The following is a 19,376-nucleotide window of genomic DNA, read 5'->3' on the forward strand; positions in this document are numbered from 1 at the left end:
GCGGGATGGGTGCAGTGCATGGACGGGCGAGTCCATGGGTCAGACGCGCAGGACCTGGGGTCCCAGCAGGGCGTACCGGTGGGCCTCCGCCGTCGGCAGCTGGGTACTCGTCACGATCGCCTCCACCTCGGCGACCTCGGCGAACCGGCAGAAGCTGACCGCGCCGAACTTGGTGTGCACGCCCGCGAAGACCGTTCGCCGCGCGGCCCGGACAGCCTGCGCCTTGACCTCGCTGACCGCGGGGTCGGGGGTGGTCAGGCCGTGTTCGCGGGAGATGCCGTTGGCGCCGATGTAGGCGAGGTCGATCACGAAGCCGGCCAGCATCTTCGTCGTCCAGTGGTCGACGGTGGCCAGCGTGCCGGCCCGGACCCGGCCGCCGAGGAGCAGGACCGATATGTTCCCGGCCTCCGCGAGGGCGCCCGCGACCGGCAGGGACGCGGTGACCACGGTCAGCGGCCGGTCCCTCGGCAGTGCCTCGGCGATGAGCTGGGGGGTGAAGCCCTCGTCGACGAAGACGGACTCGGCGTCCGCGAGCAGTTCGGCCGCCGCGGCGGCGATCCGGCGCTTCTCGGGCACATGGCTGGTGGCCCGGAAGGCGAGGGTGGTCTCGAAGCCGGCGCTCTCCACCGGGTAGGCGCCGCCATGGGTGCGGCGGACCAGTCCGTGGTCCTCCAGGGTGCGCAGGTCGCGGCGGATGGTCTCCTTGGCCACGCCCAGTTCGGCGGCGAGCGCGGTGACGTCCACCGAGCCGGTGGCGCGGGCGGCCCGTACGATCTCGCGCCGGCGGTCGTCCGTCGTCCACATGCTCATGTCGTCACCCACTTCCCTGTGGAAGCGCCCGTTCGGGCTCCTGGGGGAAGTTCTACCGGTGCCGCGCGAGGCTGACCAGGCCTGTTGCGGGCCCGGTACTGCCCGATTATGCCCGTTCGGAGCGGGCCGCGCCCGGCGCGGACCTGCGCGGCTGTCCGGAACGCAGGGGGATCGGGCACGGCGGATGCCCGGACACGGCGGCGGGCGGGCCCGTTCGGTGCCCGCCCGCGCCCGTGGACGATCGTTTCCGGCCGCTTCGGGCCGCCTGAGAGCCTGGAACGGCCGGAAAAATACGGCCGGTTCGCTGCGGCCGGTCCGGTGCGGCGGCGGTTCAGTACGGCCAGATCGGCGGGTCGTTCACGAAGTGGCCGCCCAGGTGGCTGTGGGCCGGGTTCGCCGGGTCCAGCTCGCCCTGCTCGGCGATCAGCTTCGCGGCGTACGGTTCGGAGTCGTCCTCGGGCGCGTAGCCGAGCGCCCGCGCGCCGGTCAGGTCCCACCACAGGCGGGTGTTGGCGGAGGAGCCGTGGACGACCGTGTGGCCGACCCCCTCGGCGGTCAGGGCCGCGTGGAAGAGGCGGGCGCCGTCGGCCGGGCTCATCCAGACCGAGAGCATGCGGACGCTGGTGGGCTCCGGGAAGCAGGAGCCGATGCGCACGGAGACCGTCTCCAGGCCGTGCTTGTCCCAGTAGAGCTGGGCCAGGTCCTCGCCGAAGGACTTCGAGAGGCCGTAGAAGGTGTCCGGGCGGCGCGGGGTGTCGACCGGGATCAGCGGCTCGCCCGCGCGCGGGGCCGGGGTGAAGCCGACGGCGTGGTTGGAGGAGGCGAAGACGATCCGCGGCACGCCCTCCCGGCGCGCGGCCTCGTACAGGTTGTAGGTGCCCTCGATGTTCGACCTGAGGATCTTCTCGAAGGGCGCTTCCAGGGAGATCCCCGCGAGGTGCAGGACCGCGTCCACGCCGCGCACCGCCTCGCGCAGCGCCTCCCTGTCGGCGAGGTCGGCGGTGATCGCGTCCGGTTCGCCCTCGACGGGGCGGACGTCGAACAGCCGCAGCGTGTAGCCGTACTCCGGCAGCAGGGACCGCATCAGGGTGCCGAGCCCGCCGGCGGCGCCGGTGAGCAGGAGGGTACGGGGAGCGGGCATCCTTCGGTCTCCTTGACGTCCTGGGCGGCGGCGGGCCGGCGAGCGTGGCCGTATGTATGGACGCTATTCACATCCATGGACACGCTAGGGAGCGGTCGCCCGTCGCGTCAAGTGTGCCCCGACGGGCGGGAATCCGCTGCCGTGTTGCCCGCTCGCCCGCTTGACCCGCCCCAAGGGCGGCCCGTAGCGTGAAGTCGTTCAGAAATATAGACGTCGATCAGAAGCATGTTCCGACAGGGAGCGCCTGTGACGCCAGCCCCTCTCGCCGCCCGGCTCCGCGACCCGAGCGGACCGCTCTTCTTCCCCGTCACGGCCTACGGCCCCGGCGGCTCACTCGACCTGGACGTCTACCGCACCCATGTGCGCCGGGGTGTCGAGGCCGGTGCCGCCGCCGTCTTCGCCTGCTGCGGCACCGGGGAGTTCCACGCGCTGCTGCCGGAGGAGTTCGAGGCCTGCGTCCGCACGGCCGTCGAGGCGGCCGGCGGACGCGTCCCGGTCGTCGCGGGCGCCGGCTACGGCACCGCCCTCGCCGTCCGCTACGCCCGGCTCGCGGCGGGCGCCGGCGCCGACGGCCTCCTCGCCATGCCGCCCTACCTCGTGCTCGCCGGCCAGGAGGGCCTGCTGCGGCACTACCGGGAGGTCGCGGCGGCCACCGCCCTGCCGGTCGTCGTCTACCAGCGCGACAACGCCGTGTTCACCCCCGCGACCGTGGTCGAACTGGCCCGCACGGACGGCGTCATCGGCCTCAAGGACGGCCTCGGCGACCTCGACCTCATGCAGCGCTTCGTGAGCGCCGTGCGCACCGAGGCCCCCGGCGACTTCCTGTACTTCAACGGCCTGCCCACCGCCGAACAGACCCAGCTCGCCTACCGCGCGCTCGGCATCTCCCTCTACTCCTCCGCGGTGTTCTGCTTCGCGCCGGAGATCGCCCTCGCCTTCCACCGCGCCCTGGAGTCGGACGACCTGCCCACCGCGCACCGCCTCCTGGACGGCTTCTACCGCCCGTTCGTGGAACTGCGCGCCCAGGGCCGCGGCTACGCCGTCTCCCTCGTCAAGGCCGGGGTGCGGCTGCGCGGCCTGGACGTCGGCGAGGTCAGGCCGCCGCTGCACGAGCCGGGCGAGGACCACGTCAAACAGCTCGCCCAGCTGATCGAACGCGGCTGCGCCCTGCTGGAGGAGGACGCGTGAGCGAGCACGGCCGCGCCCGGCGCGGGGAGGGCGCGTGAAGGCATCGGCGTTCGTCTACCCCTGGGACGTCAACGGGGACCCCGGGGCCCCCGCACGCATCGCCGGACTCGGCGTCGAGCAGGTCACCCTCGCCGCCGCCTACCACTCCACCCGCGCCCTGACCCCGCGCCACCCCGGCCACCGCATCGTCACCGCCGAGTACGCGGCCGTCCTCTACCCGCCCGGCGACCGCTGGGCCGGCCGCGGCCTGCGGCCCTACCCGGCCGGCCGCTGGGCCCCGGGCCAGGCCTACGGCGAGGCCGCCGGGGCGCTCGCGGCGGCCGGCCTCGAGGTGCACACCTGGGTCGTGCTCGCCCACAACTCCCGGCTGGGCGCCGAGCACCCCGACACCTCGGTCGTCAACGCCTACGGCGACCGCTACCCCTGGGCGCCCTGCGTCGCCCAGCCGGCCACCCGCGCGTACCTGGCCGACCTGGCCGCCGAGGCCGCCGTGCGCCCCGGCGCGCACGGCACCGAACTGGAGTCCCTCGGCTGGTACGGGCTCCAGCACCTGCACGCCCACGACAAGACCGCCGGAGTGGGCCTCGGGGACGCCGGGCAGTACCTGATGTCCCTGTGCTTCTGCCCGTCCTGCCGGGCCGGCTACGACGCCGGGGGCCTGGACGCCGACGTCCTGGCGGCGGCCGTACGGGAGGCGCTGGAACCGCTGTGGCGGGGCACGGCGGACGACGAGGGCTGGCCGACGGTCCGCGAGCTGCTCGGCGAGGAGACGGCGGCCGGCACGCGCGCGTGGCGCGACACCACCGCCCGCACCCTCCAGGAGGAGGCGGTCGCCGCCGTGCGCGCCGCCGCACCCGACGGGTTCCAGGTGCTGCTCCACGCCGACCCGGTCTCCTACCACTGCGGCGCCAACGTGGGCGTCGACCCCGCCCACATCCTCTCCGTGGCCGACGGCGTGGTGGTGCCCTGCACGGGCGGTACGGCTCTGCTGGCGCCGTTCGCCGGACACGCGCGGGAGGGGACGGTGCTGGCCGCCAACCTCACCGTCGTCTCCGGGATGGGCGGCAGCCCCGGCACGCTCGCGGCGGACGCGGCACGCGCGCGCGCCGACGGAGCGACCGAACTGCGGCTCTATCACGCCGGGTTGGCGTCGGACGCCGACCTCGACGCGGTGCGCGCGGCGCTGTCCGCGCGCTGAGCCGCGAGGACGGCCGCCGTGCCGAGCAGCGCCGCGGCGCAGAGCGGCAGCAGCAGCCCGGGTCCTGCCCGCTCCACCAGGCCGGCCCCGAGGGCGAGACCGAGCACGTTGGGGGTGAACAGCAGCGTGTGGGCGGTCGCCGTCGCCCGGCCGAGCAGCGGGCCGGGGGCCTCGCGCTGGACCGCGGTGAGCGCGGCGATCAGCACACAGGGCAGGCCGAGGCCGGCCGCCGCCGAGGAGGCCGCCGCGACCGGGTCCCAGGGCACCGCCCGCGCCGCCACCGCGACCCCCGTCAGCGCGATCCCGGCCGCCGCGAACCGCCGCTCGCCCAGCCGGCGCAGCGCGGGCCCGGCGAGCAGCCCGACCGTCACCGACCCCGCGCCCTGGACGGCGTACAGCACGCCCGTGCAGGCGGGGGAGTGGCCGAGGCGGTCGACCACGGCGTACACCGTCGTACTGGCCAGCGCGGTCAGCAGCATCGTCGTACCGCCCGCCGCGACCAGCCGGCGCGGCGCGGGCAGCCCCCACAGGTACCGGACGCCCTCGACGGTCTCCCGCCACCAGCCGGCGCCGGACGCGGCGGGCCGCTCCCCGTCCGTCCGCAGCAGGGCGTACACCCCGGCCGCGAGGACGAAGCTGACCGCGTCGAGACAGGCCACGGCCCGGCCGCCGCAGGCCGCGTAGAGTCCCGCGCCGGTCAGCGGGGCGACGAGCTTCATGCCCTCGGTGAGCGTCATCCGCAGTCCGTTGAAGTCGGCGAGCAGGCCGGGGCCGACCGCGGCGGTCACGAGGGCGGACTCGGCGGCGTCGTGGACCGTCCCGGCCGCGCCGTACACCAGCAGGACGGCGAACACCAGCCACAGGCGGCCCGGGGAGTCGACGGCGAGGAGGACGAGGAGCAGACCGGCGAGGCCCAGGTTCAGGGTGATGAGCAGGGGCCTGCGGCGGACCCGGTCGGCGAGGGTGCCGAGCGCGGGGCCGGCGAGGGCGGGCGCCCACATGGCGAGCACGCACAGGGCGGCCAGACCGTCGGAGCCGGTCATGTCCTTCACCCAGATGCCCGAGGCGAGCCAGAGCGAGGAGGTGCCGAAGCCGGACACCACCACCGCCGTGAGACACAGCCGGGCGTCGCGGTCCCGCAGCACGCGCGACACGGTCAGGGAAGTCTTCATGCCTGGTCATCGTGGAGCTAAGACCCGGGCGCCGGGATCGGGAAGATGACCGGGTTCGCGGGGCGGCCGGGCGGCGGCAATCCGTCGGAACCTGTCGGTAATGCCCCTGGGACGCATCCGGCCGCGACCCTAGCGTCGGGCACATGCGCTACCTCGCCCCTCTCCTCGTCGGACTGCTCTACGCCATCCTCATGTCCCTCCTTCCCGAGCCCCGCCGGCGCCGCTTCAACGCCGTGATGGTGGCCGGCGCCGGTGCCGCCTACCTCAGCGGCGGCGGGCTCGGCGGCTGGGAGTTCGCGTTCACCGCGGTCGCCGCCTGTGTCGCCTACCGGGGCCTGGAGTCCTGGACGTTCATCGGCGCCGGCTGGCTGCTGCACACCGCGTGGGACGTCGTCCACCACCTCAAGGGCCACCCGATCATCCCGTTCGCGCACGACTCGTCGTTCGGCTGCGCGCTGTGCGACCCGGTGATCGCGGTGTGGTGCTTCGCGGGCGGCCGGCCGCCGTGGGCGCTGTGGCGGCGGCACCGCACCGATGAGTTCCGCGGGGCCGGGCGGTCAGCCCTCCGCAAGGAAACCGCACCCGTGGAGGAGTGAGCCATGACCACCGTGGACCTCGGCCCGCAGACCAGGATCGTGGCCCGGCTCGCCGGGGCCGTGACCGACGAGCAGCTGACCGCCGTCACCCCGTGCCCGGACTGCGCGGTGGGCGGGCTGCTCGGCCACCTGCTGACGCTCTCCATGGCCTTCCGGGACGCCGCCCGCAAGGACCTCGGCCCGACGACCGACACCGGTCCGAACGCCGTCGCCTGGGAGCTCGGCCCCGACTGGCGCGCGGAGCTGCCCGAGGCGCTGGACGAGCTGGCCGCCGCCTGGCGCGACCCGGCCGCCTGGACCGGCGCGACCCGGGCCGGCGGGGTGGACCTGCCGGGCGCGGTGGCCGGTGCGGTCGTCGCCGACGAACTCGTGATCCACGGCTGGGACCTGGCCCGCGCCACCGGCCAGGAGTACGCCCCCGACCCGGACGCCCTCGCCTCGGCCCACGGCTTCCTGCTGGCGGCGGCCCAGGACCCGAACCGCGGCAACGGCCTCTTCGGCCCGGTCGTACCGGTCCCGGAGGGCGCCTCGCCGCTGGAGCGGGCGGTGGGCTTGAGCGGCCGGGACCCGGGGTGGCGGCCCCAGCCGGGCTGAGCGGTCGCGCGGGGCTGGGGCGGGGTGTCCCGGCCGGTGTGCCGGGGATGTGGTGTCGGTTGGCTGGGCGGGGGCCCGGATCGTGGCGAGGGTTGTGGCGCTGCCGGAGGGCGCCTCGCCGCTGGTGCGGGCGCGGTCCGGGGCGGTGGGCTCAGCCCGTCTGAGTAGCCGCGCGGCCCCGGCATGAGTATCCGCGCCGGTGTGGCGGGAGCGCCGGGCCGGTTCACTGGCCGTATGACGACGACGCACCTCGCGACCACTGCCCCGGGCCCCGCCGGCAAGGACGAGCGGGATCCCCGGGCCTGGGTGGCCCCCACGGTCGCGACGGCCCTGATGGTCCCGCTCGCCCCGCTCGCCCTGGCCTTCGGCGGGCTCTCCGCCATGGCCACGGACAGCTGCGGTCCCGACCACTGCCCGGCCGCGCTGAACACGGCGCTGGCCTGCGTCTACGGCCTGCTCTACTACGGCTCGGTGTTCTCCTTCGGCGCCCTGCTCACCGCGTGGCTGCTGCCCTGGCGGCGCCGCTGGTCCACGGCGCGCGTCTGGGCCGCCGTGGCCGCGCTGCTGCCGCCGCTGTCCGTGGTGTACCTGGTGTGCACGCTCCCGGCGCCTTGACCGGCCCACCGCGTCGTCTGCCCCCGGCGCGCTCTGCGGCGAGCAGATCACCCGGGCGGACACCGGCCGCGACGCCGTGTTCCCCGCACGGCCGGGGCCCGGTGCGAGCCCCCGCGCGGCCTGAGGCGCCGTCGGCCGGGACTTCTGTATCGATCATGCAAAAGGTCTCGCGTCCGACGGGGTGACGCGCGTAGAAAATTGTCATGCATAAAACACTGCGGATCGCGGCGGCCGTCGCCGCCTGCGCCCTCGCCGGCGGCGCCCTCTACGGCGCCGGCACGGCCACCGCTCGTCAGACGACGGCGAACTCCACCCACGAGCCGTACAACATCGGCCAGCTGACGCAGGACATCGACGCCTACTACGGCACCGCCGCCGACGCCGACGGCGTCTACCAGGCATCCCCGGACAGCCGGTACGCCAAGGACCTGGCGCGCTTGGACGCCGACGCCAGGCACTACATCGACAAGGCCGCCCGCACGGCGCACCACCGCGGCGAGCGGCCCGCCGTCGTCTTCGACATCGACGACACGCTGCTGCTCAGCCTCGACTACGAGAAGCGCACCAACTACACGTACAACTCCACCACGTGGAACGACTACGTGAACAAGGCCGACCGCCCGGCCGTCTTCGGCAGCCCGGAGCTGGTGCGGTACGCCGAGTCCAAGGGCGTCGAGGTCTTCTACAACTCCGGCCTGAGCGAGGCCCAGCGCGCCGCGGCGGTCGAGAACCTGAAGAAGGTCGGCGCCGATGTGAACCTCGACGCCGGGCACATGTTCCTCAAGGACAAGGCGGCCCCGCCGGCCTACCTGAAGGACTGCGCCACCCCGGGCGCCTGGAACTGCACCACGGTCCAGTACAAGTCCGGGACGCGCAAGCACATCGAGGACGACCTCGGCTACGAGATCATCGCCAACTTCGGCGACCAGTACTCGGACCTGGACGGCGGTCACGCGAACCGCACGTACAAGCTGCCCAACCCGACGTACTTCGTCTCCTGATCCCGCCGGCCCCCGCCACCCTGCCGTGGCGGGGGCTCGCGACGCAACGCGCCTTCCTGGGAGCCGGTGGGACAGGGGGCGGTCCCGCAGAACCGCCCCCGCCCCGCGGCTACTTCAGCGCCGCCTGCATCATGGCCTTGGCGACCGGCGCCGCCAGTCCGTTGCCGCTGACCTCGGAGCGCGCCGCGTCCGACTGCTCCACCATCACCGCGACGGCCACCTCCTTGCCGCTGCTGTCCGACGTGCCGTACGAGGTGAACCAGGCGTACGGCGTCTTGCTGTTGTTCTCGCCGTGCTGGGCGGTACCGGTCTTGCCGCCGACGGTGACCCCGTCGATCAGCGCGTTCGTACCCGTGCCGTCCTTCACCACCGTCTCCATCGCCGACCGCAACTGCTCGGCCGTGCCGGAGCTGACGATCTCCCGCGTGTCCGCGCTGTCGTCGTAGTCCTTCAGCACATCGCCGCCGCTGTCGGTGATCTTCGAGACCATATGCGGCGAGACCAGCTTGCCGCCGTTGGCTATGGCGGCGGACACCATGGCCATCTGGAGCGGGGTCGCGGTGACGTCGAACTGGCCGATGCCGGAGAGGGCGGTCTGCGCCTTGTCCATGTCCGAGGGGTACACGCTGGCGTAGGCCCGCACCGGGACGTCCTGCTCCTGGTCGTTGAAGCCGAACTTCTCGGCCATCGCCCTCACCTTGTCCTGGCCGAGGTCGACGGCCATCTTGCCGAAGACGTTGTTGCAGGAGTAGCGCAGGGCGACCCGGATCGAGGCGTTCCTGCACGGGGCCGACTTGTTCTCGTTCTCCAGCGGGCGCGTGGTGCCCGGCATGGTGTACGGGTCGGGGCTGTCGGTGGCGTCGTCCACGTTCTCGTACAGCCCGTTCTCCAGCGCGGCAGCGGCCACGACCAGTTTGAACGTCGAGCCCGGCGGCAGCGGCTGGCGCAGCGCGCGGTTGGTGAGCGGCTTGTCCTTGTCCGCGTTCAGCGCCTTCCAGGCCTTCCCGGCCGTACCGGCGTCGGTGAGCGAGGACGGGTCGTACGAGGGCGTCGACGCCACCGCGAGGATCCTGCCGCTCTTCGGGTCGATCGCGACGGCCGCGCCCTTCGTGTCGCCCAGCGCGCGATAGGCCGCCTTCTGTACGGCCGGATCGATCGTCGTGAGCACGTCGCCCGGCTCGGCGCGCTCCCCGGTGACGGTGTCCATCACCGTCTTGAGCTGGTTGTCCGTGCCGTTGAGCAGGTCCGTGTAGATGCCCTCCAGCTGGGTGGGGGCGTACGCCTGCGAGGCGTAGCCCGTCACCGCCGCGTACAGCTCGCCGTCCTTGTAGGTCCGCTTGTACGCGAGGTCGCTTCCCTTCGTCCGTGTCGAGCCGGTGATCGAGTCCCCGGCCACGATGATGTTCCCGAGCGGCCGCGAGTACGTGGCGATCGCGTTCCGCCGGTTGTCGTTGTCGTCCGCGAGGGCCTGTCCGTCGTAGAACTGCAGCCATGTCGCCCTGACCAACAGGGTGAGCACGAGCAGCAGCGCGAAGACGGACGCCCGCCTGATCGTCTTGTTCATCCCGCCCGGAAGACGAGCGGGACCGGGGTCATCGTTCCCGTACGACCGGATTTCTCATCCGGTGTTCAGGAATCGGCCGGTCCCGTCCGTCCCGTCGCGGCCGTGCCGCGCGCTCAGAGCCTGCGGGTCGCCAGCGTGAGCCGGTCGCGCGCGTCGAACAGCGCGTCCTTGATCATCTGCTCGTGCGCGGGGGTGAGCCGGGCCACCGGGACCGAGCAGCTGATGGCGTCCCGGGCGGGCGTGCGGTACGGGATGGCCACGCCGAAGCAGCGCAGGCCCAGCGTGTTCTCCTCGCGGTCGACCGCGAAGCCCTGCTCCCGGACCTGGTGCAGCTCCTCGATGAGCCGCTCCCGGTCGGTGAGCGTGTGCTCGGTGAGCGCGGGCAGCGTCTCCGGCAGCAGCTTGCGCACCTGCTCGTCGGTGTAGGTGGCGAGGATCGCCTTGCCGAGCGAGGTGGAGTGGGCCGGGAGCCGGCGGCCGACGCGGGTGAACGGCCGCAGATAGTGCTGGGACTGGCGGGTGGCCAGGTACACCACGTTGGTGCCGTCGAGCCGCGCCAGGTGGATGGTCTCCGTGGTGTCGTCGGAGAGCCGGTCCAGGGTCGGACGGGCGGCGGCCACCACCTCGTCGCCGTCGATGTACGACGTGCCGACCAGCAGCGCCCGCACCCCGATGCCGTACCGCGTGCCGGTCGCGTCCGTCTCCACCCAGCCCAGCTCCACGAGGGTGCGCAGCAGCATGTACAGGCTGGACTTGGGATACCCCACGGCCTCCTGCACGGCCGCGAGGGAGTGCATCCCGGGCCGGCCGGCGAAATACTCGAGCAGCTCTACGGTCCGCACCGCGGACTTGACCTGCGCCCCGCCCCCTGTGTCGCCTGCCGTCATCGCCCTTGACCCCTTCGTTGCAGTGGGACCTGAGTTATATAGTCTCCGAGCAGCTTATTCATCATCAGAGACAGCGTTCAGTATATCGAACGCGCGCTGACGGTGGCCTGGACAAGTCCTCGATAGTGCGGCCTATTACTGGGAGGGACCCGCGGTGGCAGCAGCACCAGTCTGGAGTGTCGACCCGCGCACCGGGAAGCAGCGCGAACAGGTTGCGGCGGAGGCCACAGCCCAGGAGGTGGACGCCGCCGTCCGGGCGGCCCACGCCGCGCGCGGCGCCCTCGCCGGCCGCGCGGTCCGCGCCGCCTTCCTGCGTTCGGCCGCAGCGGGCCTGGAGGCGGCCCGGGACGGCCTCGTCGCGACCGCCGACGCCGAGACCGCGCTCGGTCCGGCCCGGCTGACCGGGGAACTCGCCCGCACCTGCTACCAGTTGCGCGCCTTCGCCGGCATCGTCGAGGAGGGGGCCTTCCTCGACGTCGTCATCGACCACCCCGACGACACGGCCACGCCGCCCGTCCCGGACCTGCGCCGCTACAAGGTGCCGCTCGGTGTCGTCGCCGTCTACTCCGCCTCCAACTTCCCCTTCGCCTTCTCCGTCGCGGGCGGCGACACCGCGAGCGCGCTGGCCGCGGGCTGCCCGGTGGTCGTCAAGGCGCACCCCGACCACCCGGCCCTGTCCGAGCTGGTCGCCGCGGTGCTGCGGCGGGCCGCCGCCGCACACGGCGTCCCCGAGGCCGCGATCGGCCTGCTGCACGGCTTCCAGGCGGGCATCGAGCTGATCAGGCACCCGCTGGTCGCCGCCGCCGGCTTCACCGGTTCGGTGCGCGGCGGGCGGGCGCTCTTCGACGCCGCCGCGGCGCGGCCGGTGCCGATCCCCTTCCACGGCGAGCTGGGGTCGCTGAACCCGGTCCTGGTGACCGAGGCGGCCGCCGCCGAGCGGGCCGAGGAGATCGGCGGCGGGCTCGCCGGGTCGATGACGCTCGGCGTCGGCCAGTTCTGCGTCAAGCCCGGCCTGGTGCTGGTGCCGTCGGGGGCGGCCGGGGACCGGCTGGTGAAGTCGCTGGCCGACGCGGTCGGCGACACCGGCGCCGGGGTGCTGCTCGACCACCGGATGCGGGACAACTTCCTCGCGGGGGTGGCCGAGCGCGTGCGGCTCCCGGAGGTGGACGCGCCGGTCACCCCGGGCGCGGGCGGCGACCACGGGGTCAGCGCGGGCTTCCTCACGGTGCCGGCACGGAGGCTGGCCGAGGAGGGGGCGTACGACCTGCTCCTGGAAGAGTGCTTCGGCCCGGTCACCGTGGTGGCCCGCTACGCGGACGAGACCGAGGCCGCGTCCGTCCTGGCGCGGCTCCCGGGCAACCTCACGGCGACGGTCCAGCTGTCCTCGGGCGAGGCGGCGGGCGAGGGCCGCGGCCCTGAACTGCTCGCCGAGCTGACGCCGCTGGCCGGCCGGGTGCTGGTCAACGGCTGGCCGACCGGGGTCGCCGTGGCGCCGGCCCAGCACCACGGGGGCCCGTACCCGGCGACCACGTCCACGTCGACGTCCGTGGGCGGCACGGCCGTCGAGCGGTGGCTGCGGCCGGTCGTCTACCAGGGGGCACCCGAGGCGCTGCTGCCGGAGGAACTGCGCGACGACAACCCCCTCGGCCTTCCCCGGCGGTTCAACGGGGTCCTGGAGCGCTAGCGCCGCGCAGCGCCCGGTGGCCGAGGACGAGGGGCGGCACGAACAGGGCCGCCCCCAGCAGCAGGCTCACCCGGGTGCCGGCGGCGAAGTCCCCGTTCACGAGCGAGCCGAACGCCGCGATCCCCAGCCCGCCGGCCACCTGCCGTGCCGCGTTGAGCACCCCGGCCGCCAGGCCCGCCCGCTCGGCCGGCACGGCGTCCATCATCACGGCCGTCAGCGGCGGGATGGCCAGCGCGCAGCCGAGGGCCAGCGGGACGAGCAGGACGGCCACCACGGCGGTGGGCGTGCCGGCCCCGGCCGGCAGCAGGCCCAGCAGACCGGCCATCGCCAGGGCCTGGCCGGCCAGCATCGGCAGGCGCGGGCCGTAGCGGCCGGCCAGCTTTCCCGACACCACGTTGGTCACCGCGATCAGCCCGGACATCGGGAGGAACAGCAGCCCCGTGTACAGCGCCGAACGGCCCTGCACCCGCTGGAAGAAGAGGGAGAAGAGGAACACCCCGCCGTAGAAGGCCACGCTGCACGCCGCCCCGGCCGCCACCGCCGCCCGTACCGCCCGGTCCCGGAACAGCTCAGGCGGAACCACCGGATGCGGCTGCCGGCCCTCGATCCGTACGAACAGGGCGCCGGCCGCCACCGCGACGGCGAGGGCCGCGACGCCCGTCATGCCGCCCTCGATGACCGCGAAGGTCAGGGCGGTCAGGGTGACCACGGCCGCCAGCTGGCCCGGCAGGTCGAGCGGGGCGGGCCGGCGCTCCGAGCGCGGGGTCCGCACCAGCAGGGCGAGGGCGAGGGCGCCCAGCGGCAGATTGATGAAGAAGATCCCGCGCCAGTCCCAGACCGTGGTCAGCGCGCCGCCCGCCACGGGGCCGAGCGCCACCGCGACCGAGCCGCCGGCCGCCCACAGCGCCACGGCCCTGGCCCGCCGCCCCGGCTCGGGGTACGCCTGCCGGACCAGGGCCAGCGAGGCGGGCAGGACCACGGCCGCCGCCGCGCCCTGCGCCACCCGCGCACCGACCAGCGCCGGGAGGTCCGGCGCCAGCCCGCAGCCCGCCGAGGCGAGCGTGAACACCGCGATGCCGAGGGCGTACGCGCGGCTCGCCCCGGCCCGGTCCGAGAAGGCGCCGGTGGAGAGCATCAGCGCGGCGAAGGCCAGGGTGTAGGCGTCCACCACCCACTGCAGCCCGGACATGCCGCCGCCGAGCGCGGAGCCGATCGCGGGGAGGGCCACGTTCACCACGGAGGCGTCGAGGGTGATCAGCGCGAAGCCGAGGAGAGCGGCCAGCAGCGTCGGCGTACCGCTGGTGAACTGCCGCTCTTTCAGGGGGAGTCGGGGTGTGCGTACGGTCTGGTTCGGTGACATGCCCTCATGCTGCTGATCTTTTCCCGCCTACAGTAGTGACCTGAATGCCATGCATCCGGAGGTTCTGGCCATGCTGCGTATCGCGGTCGTCGCGTCCCCGCCCGTGTCGATGTTCAACCTCGCCATCCCCGAACTGCTCTTCGACAAGGTGCGCGTCGACGGCCGTCCGGGCTACGAGGTGGTGATCTGCGCGCCCGACCCGGGGCCCGTGCCCACCACCGGCACCCTGGAGCTGCGGGTGCCGCGCGGCCTGGAGGCGCTGCGCGAGGCGGACACCGTGATCGTCGCGGGCACCGGCGAGCCCCACTCCCCGGACCCGCGGGTGCTCCAGGCGCTGCGCGAGGCCGCCGGGACGGGGGTGCGCATCGCCTCCATCTGCTCCGGGGCCTTCTCGCTCGCCGAGGCCGGCCTGCTCAAGGGCCGCACGGCCACCACCTACTGGGCGCACGCCGACGAGATGCGCCGCCGCCACCCCGACATCGACGTCCGCGGCGATGTCCTCTACGCCCAGGACGGTCCGTTCCTGACCTCCTCCGGCTACGCCGCCGGCATCGACCTGTGCCTGCACATCATCCGCACCGACTACGGCGCCGCCGTCGCCAACGAGGTCGCCAGGCTCGCCCTCGTCGCCCCGGTCAGGCCCGGCGGCCAGACCCAGTTCGCCCAGACCCCGCTGCCGCCCGAGCGCGGCACCACCGGCGCCGACACCCGCGGCTGGGCCATGCGCAACCTGGACAAGCCGCTCACCCTGACCGACCTGGCCCGGCACGCGGGCGTCTCCGTACGCACCCTGACCCGGCGGTTCCAGGCCGAGAGCGGGGTCAGCCCGCTGCAGTGGCTGCTGCACCAGCGCATCGAGCGCGCCAAGGAGCTGCTGGAGACCACCAGGCTGTCCATGGACCAGGTCGCCGCCGCCAGCGGACTCGGCAGCGCCGACTCGCTCCGCGCCCACCTGGTCCGCCGTACCGGCCTCACCCCGAGCGCCTACCGCGCCCAGTTCAGCAGGCATGGAACCGGCGTACCGGCCGGCACGTCCTCCGTCGCGTGATCAGTGAACGAACGGACGGCTCCCTGGTGATCCGGACCGCGCTGCCCGCCGAGACCGAGGCCGTCGCCGCGCTGCACGCGCGGGCCCGCGCCACGTACTACCCGGACGGCGTCCCGCAGGCCGACTTCGACTGGACCGACGCCTGGCGCGCTTCCCTCAACCGCCCCGACGGCCGTGTGCTGTGCGCCGTGGAGCGGGGCCGGATCGTCGGCATCGCCTCCTTCCGCACCCCGGACGGCGCGAGCGCGGCGACGGTCAAGCTGTTCCAGTTCCATGTCGACCCGGACCACTGGCGGGCCGGCATCGGTACGGCGCTGCACGCGGCCTGCGTGGCGCGGTGGCAGGCGGACCGCCGGGCCGCGGCCGTGCTCGACGTGCACGTGGACAACCGGCGGGCCCAGGCCTTCTACGCCCGCCAGGGCTGGATCCCGGACCCGGACAACCCGCCCGCCGAGGGCGACCACCACCTCTTCCTGCGCTTCGCCGTGCCGCCACGGGAATGAAACGGCCTGCTTGAACGTTCACCTACCGGCCCTGGGAGAGTCCCGTGCCCGTACGACCTGAAGAGAGCCGAAGAATGCGCGTCGAGATCTGGAGCGACATCGCCTGCCCCTGGTGCTATGTGGGCAAGGCCCGCTTCGAGAAGGCGCTGGCTGCCTTCCCGCACCGCGCGGACGTCGAGGTGGTGCACCGCTCCTTCGAGCTGGACCCGGGCCGCGCCAAGGGCGATGTGCAGCCGGTGATCACGATGCTGACCGCGAAGTACGGCATGAGCGCGGCGCAGGCCCAGGCCGGCGAGGACAACCTGGGCGCCCAGGCCGCCGCCGAGGGCCTGGACTACCGCACCCGGGACCGCGACCACGGCAACACCTTCGACATGCACCGCCTGCTGCACTTCGCCAAGGAGCGGGGCAGGCAGGACCAGCTGATCCAGATCCTCTACCGGGCCAACTTCGCCGAGGAGCGGTCCGTGTTCAGCGAGGGCGACGAACGCCTGGTGGAGCTGGCCGTCGAGGCCGGCCTCCACGCCGGGGACACCCGCGCGGTGCTCGCCGACCCGGCCGCCTACGCCGACGAGGTCCGCGCCGACGAGCGCGAGGCCGCCCAGCTCGGCGCGAACGGCGTGCCGTTCTTCGTCCTCGACCGCGCCTACGGCGTCTCCGGCGCCCAGCCCGCCGAGGTCTTCAGCCAGGCGCTGACCCAGGCCTGGGGCGAGCGCTCCCCGCTGAAGCTGGTCGACCAGGGCGACGCGGAGGCATGCGGCCCGGACGGCTGCGCGGTCCCGCCGCGCGCCTGAAACCGCAGGTCAGCCTGGACGTATAAGCGCGGCTAAGGAAAACCACGTAAAAATCCGCAATGGACGGGGACTTCACGGGACCGCAGAGTGGACCCATGGAGACCACGGAGACCACGGAGACGTTCGACCGCCTCGTCCGCGCCGAGTTCGCCCCGAAGAGCGTGTACCTCAACACCGCGAGCAGCGGGCTGCTGCCGGCCCGCAGCGTCGCCGCGCTGCACGAGGCGGTGCTGCTGCGGGCCGAGGGCCGGCCGCTGACCTCGCTGTACGAGGACGTGGAGGCATGCCGTGCCGCCTACGCCCGGCTCGCCCGCGTCCCGGCCGCCCGGGTCGCCGCCGGCGCCTCGGTCGCCGCGCACACCGCCGTGATCGCCGCCTCGCTGCCGGCCGGCGCCGAAGTCCTCACCGCCGAGGACGACTTCACCTCCGTGCTGAACCCGTTCCACGTCCGCGGCGACCTCAAGGTCCGCTCCGTGCCGCTGGAGCGGATCGCCGAGTCCGTCCGCCCGGGCACCGCGCTGGTCGCGGTCAGCGCCGCCCAGTCCGCCGACGGACGCGTCGCCGACCTGCCCGCCCTGCGGGAGGCGGCCCGCGCGCACGGGGCACGCACCTACGTCGACTTCTCCCAGGCCGCCGGCTGGCTCCCGATGGACGCCGGGGCCTACGACTTCACCGCCACGGTCTCCTTCAAGTGGCTGCTCGGCCCGCACGGCGCGGCCTTCCTCACGGTCCCCGAGGACTTCGGCGGGCTGACCCCGCTGCTCGCGGGCTGGGTGGCGGCCGAGGCACCGTGGGACAGCTGCTACGGCCCGGTGGCCGAACTCGCCCACTCGGCACGCCGGTTCGACCTCACCCACGCCCTGTTCACCTTCGCGGGCCTGCGCCCCTCCCTCGACCTGCTCGGGGAACTCGGCGTGGCGGCCGTCCACGCCCACGACGTGGCCCTCGCCGACCGGTTCAGGACCGGCCTCGCCGCGCTCGGCCACACCCCCCTTGCCGCCCCCGGCTCCGCCATCGTCTCGGTCCCGGGGCTCGGCGACCGCCAGCCCGCACTGAGCCGCGCGGGCATCGAGGTCTCGGACCGCGCGGGCAATCTGCGCGCGGCCTTCCACCTGTACAACACGGCGGCGGACGTGGACCGGCTGCTGGACGCGCTGTCCGGCTGACCCGCGAGCCCCGCGAGAGGTCTGGTCCCCGTGACACACCCCAGGGCCTCCGGCGCGAACGCGCCGGAGGCCCTGGACGGGGTGACGGGGGGTGCCGCTCAGCTCACCCGAGGAGCGCTCGGCTCACCTCACGGGCGTGAAGTCCCGGGCCCCGATGAAGTCCGGGCGGCGTATCGGCGCGGCGAACGGCTCCACCGCCGCGTTCTCCACGCTGTTGAACACGATGAACACGTTGCTGCGCGGGAACGGCGTGATGTTGTCGCCTGAGCCGTGCATGCAGTTGCAGTCGAACCAGGTCGCCGAGCCGGCCTTGCCGGTGAACAGCTTGATGCCGTACTCGCCCGCCATCGCGGTCAGCGCCTCGTCCGACGGCGTGCCCGCGTCCTGCATCTGCAGCGACTTCTTGTAGTTGTCCTTCGGCGTGGCGCCGGCGCAGCCCAGGAACGTCCGGTGCGAGCCCGGCATGATCATCAGACCGCCGTTGGTGTCGTGGTTCTCGGTCAGCGCGATCGAGACGGACACCGTGCGCATGTTCGGCAGACCGTCCTCGGCGTGCCAGGTCTCGAAGTCCGAGTGCCAGTAGAAGCCGCTGGCGCCGAAGCCGGGCTTGACGTTGATCCGGGACTGGTGGACGTACACGTCCGAGCCGAGGATCTGCCGGGCGCGGCCGACCACCCGCGGGTCGCGCACCAGGTTCGCGAAGATCTCGCTGATCTTGTGCACCTCGAAGACCGAGCGGATCTCCTGGGACGCCGGCTCGACGATCGAGCGCTCGTCGGCGCGGATCGCCGGGTCGGCGACCAGCCGGTCCAGCTCGCGCCGGTACACCTCGACCTCGTCCGGGGCGATCAGCTGGTCCACGGCGAGGAAGCCGTCACGCTCGTACGACTGGAGGCCGGTGGTCGTGATCGGTCCCGGGGTGTCCGGGGAGCCCCAGAGGACCGGGTCCTGCCGGGGCACGGTCACCTCGGTGGCGCCGCGGCTGGGGTACAGATCGGTGACGGTGGCAGTGGTGGCAGTGGCCATCGTGTGTCACACCTCCTCGGGCTCGGTGAGCAGCGGGTAGACGCCGTTCTCGTCGTGGTCCTCCCGTCCGGTCACGGGCGGGTTGAACACGCAGATGCAGTGGAAGTCCTCCTTGACCCGCAGCGTGTGCCGCTCATGGCCGTTGAGGAGGTACATGGTGCCGGGGGTGATGGTGTACGTCGTCCCGGTCTCGCGGTCGGTGAGTTCGGCCTCGCCCCGGGTGCAGACGACGGCCTCGATGTGGTTGGCGTACCACATCGACGTCTCGGTCCCCGCGTACAGGATGGTCTCGTGCAGGGAGAAACCGACGCGCTCCTCGGCGAGCACGATGCGCTTGCTCTCCCAGGTCCCGGACGCGGCCTTCACATGCCGCTCGGTGCCTTCGATTTCCTTGAACGATCGGACGATCACGGTGCTGTGCTTCCTCCTCGGTGACGGGGACTAGGCGGTCTCGCGGACGGACCTGGCGAGGATGCTGAGTCCCTCGTCCAGCTCGTCCGGGGTGATGGTCAGGGCCGGCAGCAGTTTGACGACCTCGCTCTCCGGGCCGGACGTCTCGATGAGCAGTCCGAGTTCGAAGGCCCGCCGGGCGACGCGCGAGGCGCGCTCCTTGTCGTGGAACTCCAGGCCCCACACCAGGCCGCGCCCGCGGTACTCCTTCACGTCGGCGAGGTTCTCCTCGGTGATCGAGATCAGCTCCCGCTCGACCTGCTCGCCGCGCGCCCGGGTCTGCTTCTCCATGGCCGAGCCGTCGGCCCAGTAGGTCTCCAGGGCGGCGGTGGCGGTGACGAAGGCGGGGTTGTTGCCGCGGAAGGTGCCGTTGTGCTCGCCCGGCTCCCAGATGTCCAGCTCCGGCTTGAACAGGCACAGCGACATCGGCAGCCCGTAGCCGCTGATGGACTTGGACACGGTGACGATGTCGGGCACGACGCCGGCCTCCTCGAAGGAGAAGAACGCGCCGGTGCGGCCGCAGCCCATCTGGATGTCGTCGACGATCAGCAGCATGTCCTGCCGCTCGCACAGCTCCTT

20 protein-coding genes are annotated in these 19,376 nt (G+C 73.4%); 11 read left to right on the forward strand and 9 right to left on the reverse strand.

Going from position 1 to position 19,376, the window contains the following annotated elements; all coding sequences use genetic code 11:
- Positions 1-39: 39 nt before the first annotated feature.
- The gene (locus ACF073_RS39885; RefSeq protein WP_392076431.1) at positions 40-810 is read right to left on the reverse strand and encodes a DeoR/GlpR family DNA-binding transcription regulator; all 771 of its coding nucleotides are present in this window, start codon (positions 808-810) and stop codon (positions 40-42) included.
- 331 nt (positions 811-1,141) lie between these two features.
- Entirely contained in the window at positions 1,142-1,951 is an 810-nt protein-coding gene (locus tag ACF073_RS39890) for an NAD-dependent epimerase/dehydratase family protein (protein ID WP_392076432.1), read from the reverse strand.
- Positions 1,952-2,197: 246 nt separating this feature from the next.
- On the opposite strand from ACF073_RS39890, the gene ACF073_RS39895 reads away from it, so the two are divergent.
- Together ACF073_RS39895 and ACF073_RS39900 are read left to right on the forward strand one after the other, a co-directional pair.
- Positions 2,198-3,139: a 5-dehydro-4-deoxyglucarate dehydratase gene (locus tag ACF073_RS39895; RefSeq protein ID WP_392076433.1), complete on the forward strand. Its 942-nt coding sequence runs from the start codon at positions 2,198-2,200 to the stop codon at positions 3,137-3,139.
- A 34-nt stretch (positions 3,140-3,173) separates the two neighbouring features.
- Positions 3,174-4,337: a hypothetical protein gene (locus ACF073_RS39900; RefSeq protein ID WP_392076434.1), complete on the forward strand. Its 1,164-nt coding sequence runs from the start codon at positions 3,174-3,176 to the stop codon at positions 4,335-4,337.
- Here the strand turns inward: ACF073_RS39900 and ACF073_RS39905 are convergent.
- On the reverse strand, positions 4,274-5,509 hold the full coding sequence (locus tag ACF073_RS39905) for an MFS transporter (RefSeq protein WP_392076435.1): 1,236 nt from the start codon (positions 5,507-5,509) through the stop codon (positions 4,274-4,276). The two genes, ACF073_RS39900 and ACF073_RS39905, sit on opposite strands and share 64 nt — an antisense overlap.
- A 143-nt stretch (positions 5,510-5,652) precedes the next feature.
- Here ACF073_RS39905 and ACF073_RS39910 point away from each other — a divergent pair, with 143 nt between their 5' ends.
- The 4 genes from ACF073_RS39910 to ACF073_RS39925 all read left to right on the forward strand — a co-directional run bounded on the left by ACF073_RS39910 (position 5,653) and on the right by ACF073_RS39925 (position 8,315).
- On the forward strand, positions 5,653-6,105 hold the full coding sequence (locus ACF073_RS39910) for a DUF6010 family protein (RefSeq protein ID WP_392076436.1): 453 nt from the start codon (positions 5,653-5,655) through the stop codon (positions 6,103-6,105).
- 3 nt (positions 6,106-6,108) lie between these two features.
- The gene (locus ACF073_RS39915; RefSeq protein WP_392076437.1) at positions 6,109-6,699 is read left to right on the forward strand and encodes a TIGR03086 family metal-binding protein; all 591 of its coding nucleotides are present in this window, start codon (positions 6,109-6,111) and stop codon (positions 6,697-6,699) included.
- A gap of 234 nt (positions 6,700-6,933) precedes the next feature.
- Positions 6,934-7,314, forward strand: a complete 381-nt coding sequence (locus ACF073_RS39920) for a hypothetical protein (protein WP_392076438.1) — start codon at positions 6,934-6,936, stop codon at positions 7,312-7,314.
- Positions 7,315-7,517: 203 nt separating this feature from the next.
- A complete protein-coding gene (locus ACF073_RS39925; protein WP_392076439.1) occupies positions 7,518-8,315 on the forward strand; it encodes an HAD family acid phosphatase in 798 nt (265 codons plus the stop codon).
- Between the two features lie 109 nt (positions 8,316-8,424).
- On the opposite strand, the gene ACF073_RS39930 is transcribed toward ACF073_RS39925, so the two are convergent.
- On the reverse strand, positions 8,425-9,879 hold the full coding sequence (locus ACF073_RS39930; protein ID WP_392076440.1) for a peptidoglycan D,D-transpeptidase FtsI family protein: 1,455 nt from the start codon (positions 9,877-9,879) through the stop codon (positions 8,425-8,427).
- A gap of 113 nt (positions 9,880-9,992) precedes the next feature.
- Positions 9,993-10,766 (reverse strand): IclR family transcriptional regulator, encoded by a 774-nt coding sequence (locus ACF073_RS39935; RefSeq protein WP_392076441.1) that lies wholly within the window; start codon positions 10,764-10,766, stop codon positions 9,993-9,995.
- Positions 10,767-10,920: 154 nt separating this feature from the next.
- Here ACF073_RS39935 and ACF073_RS39940 point away from each other — a divergent pair, with 154 nt between their 5' ends.
- Entirely contained in the window at positions 10,921-12,450 is a 1,530-nt protein-coding gene (locus ACF073_RS39940) for an aldehyde dehydrogenase (NADP(+)) (RefSeq protein WP_392076442.1), read from the forward strand.
- Here the strand turns inward: ACF073_RS39940 and ACF073_RS39945 are convergent.
- Positions 12,428-13,810: an MFS transporter gene (locus tag ACF073_RS39945; RefSeq protein ID WP_392076443.1), complete on the reverse strand. Its 1,383-nt coding sequence runs from the start codon at positions 13,808-13,810 to the stop codon at positions 12,428-12,430. The genes ACF073_RS39940 and ACF073_RS39945 overlap by 23 nt on opposite strands.
- A 49-nt stretch (positions 13,811-13,859) precedes the next feature.
- Between ACF073_RS39945 and ACF073_RS39950 the strand changes: the two genes are divergently transcribed.
- The 4 genes from ACF073_RS39950 (at position 13,860) to ACF073_RS39965 (ending at position 17,321) form a co-directional block, all read left to right on the forward strand.
- Complete coding sequence (locus ACF073_RS39950) at positions 13,860-14,858, forward strand: GlxA family transcriptional regulator (RefSeq protein ID WP_392076444.1); 999 nt, start codon at positions 13,860-13,862, stop codon at positions 14,856-14,858.
- Complete coding sequence (locus ACF073_RS39955) at positions 14,855-15,361, forward strand: GNAT family N-acetyltransferase (protein WP_392076445.1); 507 nt, start codon at positions 14,855-14,857, stop codon at positions 15,359-15,361. Before ACF073_RS39950 ends, ACF073_RS39955 begins: the two co-directional genes overlap by 4 nt.
- A 74-nt stretch (positions 15,362-15,435) precedes the next feature.
- On the forward strand, positions 15,436-16,155 hold the full coding sequence (locus ACF073_RS39960) for a DsbA family oxidoreductase (RefSeq protein ID WP_392076446.1): 720 nt from the start codon (positions 15,436-15,438) through the stop codon (positions 16,153-16,155).
- A gap of 59 nt (positions 16,156-16,214) precedes the next feature.
- Positions 16,215-17,321: an aminotransferase class V-fold PLP-dependent enzyme gene (locus tag ACF073_RS39965; protein WP_392076447.1), complete on the forward strand. Its 1,107-nt coding sequence runs from the start codon at positions 16,215-16,217 to the stop codon at positions 17,319-17,321.
- Between the two features lie 123 nt (positions 17,322-17,444).
- Here the strand turns inward: ACF073_RS39965 and thpD are convergent, their stop codons facing one another.
- The 3 genes from thpD to ACF073_RS39980 form a co-directional block, all read right to left on the reverse strand.
- On the reverse strand, positions 17,445-18,347 hold the full coding sequence (gene thpD / locus ACF073_RS39970) for an ectoine hydroxylase (protein ID WP_392076448.1): 903 nt from the start codon (positions 18,345-18,347) through the stop codon (positions 17,445-17,447).
- Positions 18,348-18,353: 6 nt separating this feature from the next.
- Positions 18,354-18,758 (reverse strand): ectoine synthase, encoded by a 405-nt coding sequence (locus ACF073_RS39975; RefSeq protein ID WP_392076449.1) that lies wholly within the window; start codon positions 18,756-18,758, stop codon positions 18,354-18,356.
- 30 nt (positions 18,759-18,788) lie between these two features.
- Positions 18,789-19,376, reverse strand: a 588-nt coding sequence (locus tag ACF073_RS39980) for an aminotransferase class III-fold pyridoxal phosphate-dependent enzyme (protein ID WP_392076450.1), incomplete at its 5' end; no start/stop codon positions are given.

The sequence above is a fragment of the Streptomyces sp. NPDC015171 genome (genome assembly GCF_043079545.1).
Taxonomy (GTDB): Bacteria; Actinomycetota; Actinomycetes; order Streptomycetales; family Streptomycetaceae; genus Streptomyces.

Bases quoted from the DNA above. Each gene is read 5' to 3' on its own strand.
- ACF073_RS39930 (WP_392076440.1), bottom strand. From the start codon at position 9,879: ATGAACAAGACGATCAGGCGGGCGTCCGTCTTCGCGCTGCTGCTCGTG.
- ACF073_RS39965 (WP_392076447.1), top strand. From the start codon at position 16,215: ATGGACGGGGACTTCACGGGACCGCAGAGTGGACCCATGGAGACCACG.
- thpD (WP_392076448.1), bottom strand. From the start codon at position 18,347: ATGGCCACTGCCACCACTGCCACCGTCACCGATCTGTACCCCAGCCGC.
- ACF073_RS39945 (WP_392076443.1), bottom strand. From the start codon at position 13,810: ATGTCACCGAACCAGACCGTACGCACACCCCGACTCCCCCTGAAAGAG.
- ACF073_RS39885 (WP_392076431.1), bottom strand. From the start codon at position 810: ATGAGCATGTGGACGACGGACGACCGCCGGCGCGAGATCGTACGGGCC.
- ACF073_RS39905 (WP_392076435.1), bottom strand. From the start codon at position 5,509: ATGAAGACTTCCCTGACCGTGTCGCGCGTGCTGCGGGACCGCGACGCC.
- ACF073_RS39925 (WP_392076439.1), top strand. From the start codon at position 7,518: ATGCATAAAACACTGCGGATCGCGGCGGCCGTCGCCGCCTGCGCCCTC.
- ACF073_RS39920 (WP_392076438.1), top strand. From the start codon at position 6,934: ATGACGACGACGCACCTCGCGACCACTGCCCCGGGCCCCGCCGGCAAG.
- ACF073_RS39910 (WP_392076436.1), top strand. From the start codon at position 5,653: ATGCGCTACCTCGCCCCTCTCCTCGTCGGACTGCTCTACGCCATCCTC.
- ACF073_RS39960 (WP_392076446.1), top strand. From the start codon at position 15,436: ATGCGCGTCGAGATCTGGAGCGACATCGCCTGCCCCTGGTGCTATGTG.
- ACF073_RS39890 (WP_392076432.1), bottom strand. From the start codon at position 1,951: ATGCCCGCTCCCCGTACCCTCCTGCTCACCGGCGCCGCCGGCGGGCTC.
- ACF073_RS39935 (WP_392076441.1), bottom strand. From the start codon at position 10,766: ATGACGGCAGGCGACACAGGGGGCGGGGCGCAGGTCAAGTCCGCGGTG.
- ACF073_RS39950 (WP_392076444.1), top strand. From the start codon at position 13,860: ATGCATCCGGAGGTTCTGGCCATGCTGCGTATCGCGGTCGTCGCGTCC.
- ACF073_RS39915 (WP_392076437.1), top strand. From the start codon at position 6,109: ATGACCACCGTGGACCTCGGCCCGCAGACCAGGATCGTGGCCCGGCTC.